The following is a 6000-nucleotide window of genomic DNA, read 5'->3' as shown; positions in this document are numbered from 1 at the left end:
CACCTATCGTGTCCCGGCACACGCGAGGGGAGACCGAATGGCATTGCTGTGGAGTGCATCACAAACGCTGGACCTCAACCAAAGTTGAGCAAGCAGGCTTCTGCGTATGGAAGGGCGCTGGAGATCGTCAAACGCAGCGACGACATGACCGGCTTCGTGGTGCTCCCGCGAAGGTGGGTGGTAGAACGCACGCTGTCATGGATCTTCCAGCGGCGCCGCTGTGTGCGCGACTACGAGCGGTTACCCGAGCACCACGAAGCCATGGCCCACTGGTCGATGATCATCCTGATGAGACGTCGTCTCGCACGGGCCGACTCCCGCCCCTCCTCAAAATGATCAGTTCACGGACGGGCACTGAGAGCTAAGCTCGCAGCGCGGGCGATTAGGCTGGTCCCGGCCGGCGACGAGCGCATCGGCCGCATCGCGCTCCCAGGGGAGCCGGCGGGGACTTCGCCGACGGAGTGCAGCGCCTTGCACCCTTCGCGACCTGCCGGTGCAGCACGTCGTGCTGCCCCGGCTGCTGCTCCTGGTGGTGAAGGGTGCAAGGCGCTGCTGCTCACCGATCGCGCAGCATTCGCACGACCCAGGCCGCACACGGGTGCTGCTCGTGTAGCAGGCCGGTGCAGCAGGCCCGGGCGGCGAGCAGCAGATCGGCGCTGCACTGCCGTTCGGCTACGCCCCTGCTGCTGCTGCTGTGACCGGCCCGCGGCGGGGCCTACCGCCGCCGTGTCCGCGCGCCTCCGAGGCACAGTCGAGGCATGTCTCGCTGCACCCGCTGGTGGAGCGAGACTGACTCAGCCTTCCCGAGCGCGTCGTGAGACTGGTGGAGCGGGGCAGTAAGGCCGTCTCAGTTCCCGATGCCGGAGCTGCCGATGCCCGAGTTCCCGATGCCGTGGCTGCCGATGCCCGTGTTGCCGATGCCCGCGTTGCCCAGACCCCAGTTGGCGACGCCGGCGTTGCCGATGCCCGTGTTGCCGATGCCCGCGTTGCCCAGACCCCAGTTGGCGACGCCGGCGTTGCCGATGCCTGAGTTCCCGATGCCTGAGTTGCCCACGCCGTCGGCGCTGGCCGCGCCAGCCCCGCAGAGAGCCAGAACTGCCGCGGAACTCAGCGCGGCCGCTACACGGAGAAGAGTTGAACGCATCGTCACATACCTCCTGCTTTGGGCTTATTTGCCCCATTTCTAGCACGTCCCCATATCGGATACCGGGACCAATGTCCGAAACTGCCGTGTCGCCCCGGTCCTTGCCCGATGGCGGCAACGCGGAGACCTGAGACACCAGCGCCTAGGCAACCGATTCGTGGGCGTCGCGGAACTAGCTGACCGGCGTTTTTCCCCTCTGGACGAACGAGGGCGCGCCTTGGCTGGCGGACCTCGTGTTCCGGCCTTCCAGAACGTGTCGGTATCGCCTGGCCAGCGCGCTGAGAGGGGACGAGTACACACGGAAGCGGTGCCGCTCCCGGGGTGCAACGCCGCTTCCAGTAGGCAGGGGTCAGGTGCGCCGACGGGCTGCGAGGTCGATCGGCGGCTCAAAGCCGGCGCTGGCGCTCGGCGGCCTTCGCTTGCTTCTCCTCCTCGTACGCCTCGATCTGGGCCTCGTAGCGCTCCTGGAAGCCCGGGTGGTCGAAGCGGTCGTCGTCATCCATCGCGCCGATGGCCTGCAGTTGCTCGGCGGGCGTGCGGAAGCCGGCGATCAGCGGGCTGAGGCGGTAGGCGCCGTTGCCCTCCTTCCACACCATCCGCGCGAAGCCGAGGTGCTGGAGCCCGCGGGTCACCTTGGACCGGGTGAGGCCGATCTCGGCGGCGAGGGTGCCGTGGGTGACGAGGCAGCGTCCTCCGGGCTCCTGGCGGCCCAAGAGGTGGAGCAGCACCTGGTACGAGGCCGGCGGCATGCCGCGCGGCGCGAAGACGAGGGCGTTGTTGGCCGTCCAGACGTACTCGGGGGCCACGTGCTCCGCAGCGATCGTCATGACGTCCCATCCTCCTCAGCGCGGGCCTGGGCGCACCTTGTCTTCCCGAAGCGGCTTCTCCGACGGCTTCGGGAGCTGTCGCAGTTCCTTGAACACCTCGGGCAGTTTCGGATTGTCCTCGATGGCGTCCAGCAACGACAGCTGATCCACCTTCAGCGTTCCCTGGGTCCGCATACCCGGTTTCGGCTCCACCGGCACCCTGCCGCCTCGCAGCGACAGCCGCGGGTGCAGTTGGTAGAGCCCGGCCTTGATCTTGGCGGTGACCCCGAGAGTCCCTGTGCCCTTGAGCGACCGGGAGACCTGGCTCTGCTTGACCTTTCAGGAGCTCGGCAAGCCGGCTCTGAGTCGCCTCGACGGTCCCGCCGGGCTTCTGGATACCCATCATCCGGATGATGAGCCGCAGCGTCACGATGTCGTCGCGGTAGTAGTCCGACAGCCAGCACAGGAACTCTTGGCTGTCCATGACGAAGTCCTCGCCCAGAAAGCCGTCGCTGGTGACGGGCGGCTCGACACTGGCCCGGTACCCATCCGGCAGGTTGACCACGTTGGTGCGGCGCAGCGCCCCAGGGGCCCGAAACGCACTGGGCGGCGGAGGCGGAGGAGCGCCGGGCGCGGCCGGCCTCCGGCGCGGCTGCGGCTGTGCAGTCATCGCGGTGGTCCGCTCCTCAAGATCAGTAGGGCCGGGCACGGGCAGCATACGCGATTGTGCCCCTGGTGCACTTTCGTGTCCCCGGGATGCACTTTCCGCGTGTCGTTATCCACCCGGGGGTGATTTCTTCCCCCTTCCCTGGTTGAGCGCGGAGTTCCGTGGCGGACAGGTCTCCTTCAGCAATGCGGAGTTCAGCGGCAGCACGGTCATGGCCGCCGCTACCCGCGGCGGGGACGTCCGTGGCGTGATCTTCCACAGCGACCGCGGCAGCGAATACACCTCACGGAGGTTCCGCCGGGCCTGCCGCAGGCTGGGCGTCTTCCAGTCCATGGGCCGCGTCGGCTCCTGCTTCGACAACGCCGTGAGCGAGGCGTTCAACAGCGTCTTGAAGGTCGAGTACGTCCACCGGCACACCTTCGCCACCCGCACCGAGGCCCGGATCAGGGTCGCGACCTGGATCACCGACTTCTACAACACGCGTCGGCTACACAGCGTGTGCGGGTTCAAGAGCCCGATCGACTACGAACACGACTACCGAGCCGCCCTCACCGAGGAGCTGGCTGCATAGGAAGGTCTCCACGATCCGAGGGGATTGACATACGTCCGTCGATCGTCACATCGACGCGTTCACGCACCGCGGGTGTACCGCGGGCGAACCACCCGTCGACCCCTTTCCTCGCGACTGCACTGCGCTGAGCTGAGCGCACGCCCGGCTGTTCGGCTCAGCAAGGCAGGCCGCCCGGGTGAGATTACCGAGTGCCGGGTGGCCCTTTCCGTTGGGTGGGGGCACCTACTCCGGTATGCACACCACCCAGATCACCGGCGGCGGAGAGCACCGAGTGCCCGGTCCTGCCCGCTGCGTCTGCGGCATCCTGCCGCCGTACATCCTCGACAAGCTCGCAGAGGCTGAGGATCCCAAGGTCGCCGCAGCCGCCCAGGCCACCCTCGCCGTCGACGCCGACTTCCGGGCGAATCGACTGGAATCGCCCAGCCTGGCGGCGCCGACCGCAGCTGTGGAGTTCGTCCTCGAACGGACGATCTCCGACACGGATCACACCACTGCGCTGCCGGGCAAGACCGTCCGGCGCGAGGGGCACGACCCGGTCGCGGACGGCTCGGCCAACCGGGCCTACGACAGCCTCGGCCTCACCTTCGACTTCTTCAAGGAGGCCTTCGGTCGCCACTCGATCGACGACGCCAACCTGCCGCTGGATGCCACCGTCCACTACCGTCGCAACTTCAACAACGCCTTCTGGGACGGCGAACGCATGGTCTTCGGTGACGGCGACGGTCGGATCTTCAACGCCTTCACCCTCTCGCACGACGTCCCCGCCCACGAGATCGCCCACGGTTTCACCCAGTACACCGCCGGCCTCGTGTACGAGGACCAGTCCGGCGCCCTCAACGAATCGATCTCCGACGTCATCGGCTCCCTGGTCAAGCAGTTCGCGCGACGCCAGACCGCCGAGGAGGCCGACTGGCTGATTGGTGCAGGCCTCTTCACGCCGGCGATTCGCGGCCAGGCCCTGCGCTCCATGAGGGCCCCGGGCACGGCCTTCAACGATCCCCTCCTGGGCGGCAAGGACCCGCAGCCGGACAACATGGCCGGCTTTGTGGAGGGCCCGGACGACCACGGGGGCGTCCACACCAACTCCGGCATCCCCAATCACGCCTTCTACCTGGTCGCGACCGCCATCGGCGGTTTCGCCTGGGAGAAGGCCGGCCAGATCTGGTACGACACGATCACCTCCGGTGAGCTGTCCGAGAACGCCGACTTCAGGGAGTTCGCCCGGGCGACGGTCGCCGCGACGAAGAAGCGCTTCGGAAAGGGGATGGAGTTCGAGGCGGTTCTCAAGGCGTGGGCGCACGTAGGAGTGAACGGTAATGGCTGATTCGTTCCCCTCGCGGACCCGGCCCCGGACCCTGACTGGAATCCGCCCCTGCATGGCGGCGTCATGCGCATCCGGGTGACCAGGAGCGGGGGCCTTCCCGGGATAGCGCGTCGGGGCGAGCTGGACACGTCCGGCCGGCCAGACGCGGCCGAACTGGAGCGCCTCGCCCTCGACGTCGTCGCCAACACGCCGACCGATGCCGCCTCAGGCGTGCCCGACGGCTATCAGTACGTCGTGACGGTGGACGAAGACCGCACCGTCGAGTTCACCGACCCGGGACTGAGCGATGCCCAGCTACAGCTGGTCGAGCTTGTCCTCGGGGAAGGCGCGTAACCGCCCTGACGATCAACACGCACCATGGCCGGCGGCCGTCTCAGGGAGGTGAGACGGCCTCCGCTTCACCTGGATTGCTCTGCATGGACGACGCACTGGGTATATATCGCCACGCAACGTACCGAACGGCTGATATGGGGCTACTGTCGCCCTGTCGAAGGGGCGAACCGACCGAAGGGGCGTCAGCGGTGGATGGCTTCCACGAACGTCGGCGGGCGACGGCCTGGGCGCGGCAAGCCCTCGAAAACGCCGAGAGCCTGCCACAGCACGCGGTGGCCGGCGCAGACGTCTCGTTCGAAGGCTGCAGCTCCTGACACCACGCGCAGGAGGCCGGTCGGTCGGCTGTACCGGCGCGTCAGCGGTGGATACCAAGGCCCGCCCGATGCCCCCGATGCCCCCGAGGAGCTCGCGGCGCTGGGCGACCCGATGGCTGCGGTGTTGATCCGCCAGGGCAGCTCCCCCCATGACCGTGCACGACCTCCTGGCCGGCCTGCCGCAGGCCAGCCCCGCCTCGAAACCGGGTGTCTAACTGATCAGCGAGGCCGGGCAGATCCCGCCACGCGCCATGCCGGGGCAGCTGCGCAACATCCGGTTCGTGGTCGCTTGCGCCGTGCAGGGCCGGGAGGTGGACCTGCTGATCAGCACCGGCGCGAATGAGGACCCGGCCACCACCTTCCTGCAGGTCGCCGCGTGGGACCCCACTGCCCGGGTCTTCAACTACTCCATGCGGACCGCCCCGAGCTGGGTATGGGCCGGGAACTCGTGGTCTGCACTGGCACCTGAGTCACGGGGGAAGGGGATGTGGATCAACGCCTCATCCGCACCACCGCAACAGCGCGGGCCCGCGTCCGTCCCGCCGGACTGACCATCGAGGACTGGCCCTGCGAGATCCTTCCCCCGCTACGTACCCGCAGCACACCGCTCAGCCTGAATGCCCGCTTCCAGGGCACCGTTCCCGCCCCCCACACCGTCGGTGTACTTGGGAGCTCCCAAAGGGATACGCCGAACTGACCTATGTAGCTGCGCCGCGCAGGTCCGCGCCGATCAGGGGGCGGCGCTGAGCGCCGCCGGCCAGGAGCACCCGGGTCCATCAGTTGGACGCCTGAATGCGCAGCCAGGGGCAACGGGTCTGTGCCTGACTGTCCCAGCTGTGCT

General features: G+C 68.0%; 7 protein-coding genes and 1 pseudogene. 5 read left to right on the top strand and 3 right to left on the bottom strand.

What is annotated here, in order from left to right:
* Positions 1-336, top strand: a pseudogene (locus J7I97_RS30440) (hypothetical protein); the annotation flags it as partial.
* 511 nt (positions 337-847) lie between these two features.
* Here J7I97_RS30440 and J7I97_RS30435 read toward each other — a convergent pair.
* The 3 genes from J7I97_RS30435 to J7I97_RS39700 all read right to left on the bottom strand — a co-directional run bounded on the left by J7I97_RS30435 (position 848) and on the right by J7I97_RS39700 (position 2121).
* The gene (locus J7I97_RS30435) at positions 848-1144 is read right to left on the bottom strand and encodes a pentapeptide repeat-containing protein (RefSeq protein ID WP_214941285.1); all 297 of its coding nucleotides are present in this window, start codon (positions 1142-1144) and stop codon (positions 848-850) included.
* Between the two features lie 386 nt (positions 1145-1530).
* Positions 1531-1971, bottom strand: a complete 441-nt coding sequence (locus J7I97_RS30430; RefSeq protein WP_214941283.1) for a hypothetical protein — start codon at positions 1969-1971, stop codon at positions 1531-1533.
* A gap of 15 nt (positions 1972-1986) precedes the next feature.
* A complete protein-coding gene (locus tag J7I97_RS39700; protein ID WP_285441200.1) occupies positions 1987-2121 on the bottom strand; it encodes a hypothetical protein in 135 nt (44 codons plus the stop codon).
* Between the two features lie 641 nt (positions 2122-2762).
* Between J7I97_RS39700 and J7I97_RS30425 the strand changes: the two genes are divergently transcribed.
* The 4 genes from J7I97_RS30425 (at position 2763) to J7I97_RS30410 (ending at position 5710) form a co-directional block, all read left to right on the top strand.
* Positions 2763-3188, top strand: coding sequence for an integrase core domain-containing protein (locus tag J7I97_RS30425; protein ID WP_214941280.1), 426 nt, complete (start codon positions 2763-2765; stop codon positions 3186-3188).
* Positions 3189-3420: 232 nt separating this feature from the next.
* The gene (locus tag J7I97_RS30420) at positions 3421-4512 is read left to right on the top strand and encodes a M4 family metallopeptidase (RefSeq protein ID WP_214941277.1); all 1092 of its coding nucleotides are present in this window, start codon (positions 3421-3423) and stop codon (positions 4510-4512) included.
* Positions 4513-4587: 75 nt separating this feature from the next.
* Positions 4588-4845 (top strand): protealysin inhibitor emfourin, encoded by a 258-nt coding sequence (locus J7I97_RS30415; protein WP_374103721.1) that lies wholly within the window; start codon positions 4588-4590, stop codon positions 4843-4845.
* Positions 4846-5410: 565 nt separating this feature from the next.
* A complete protein-coding gene (locus J7I97_RS30410) occupies positions 5411-5710 on the top strand; it encodes a hypothetical protein (protein WP_214941271.1) in 300 nt (99 codons plus the stop codon).
* Positions 5711-6000: the final 290 nt, after the last annotated feature.

Source organism: Streptomyces sp. ISL-87, from assembly GCF_018614095.1.
Taxonomy (GTDB): Bacteria; Actinomycetota; Actinomycetes; order Streptomycetales; family Streptomycetaceae; genus Streptomyces.
Note: the sequence above shows the minus strand (reverse complement) of the source record. Positions and strands in the feature narration are given on the sequence as shown.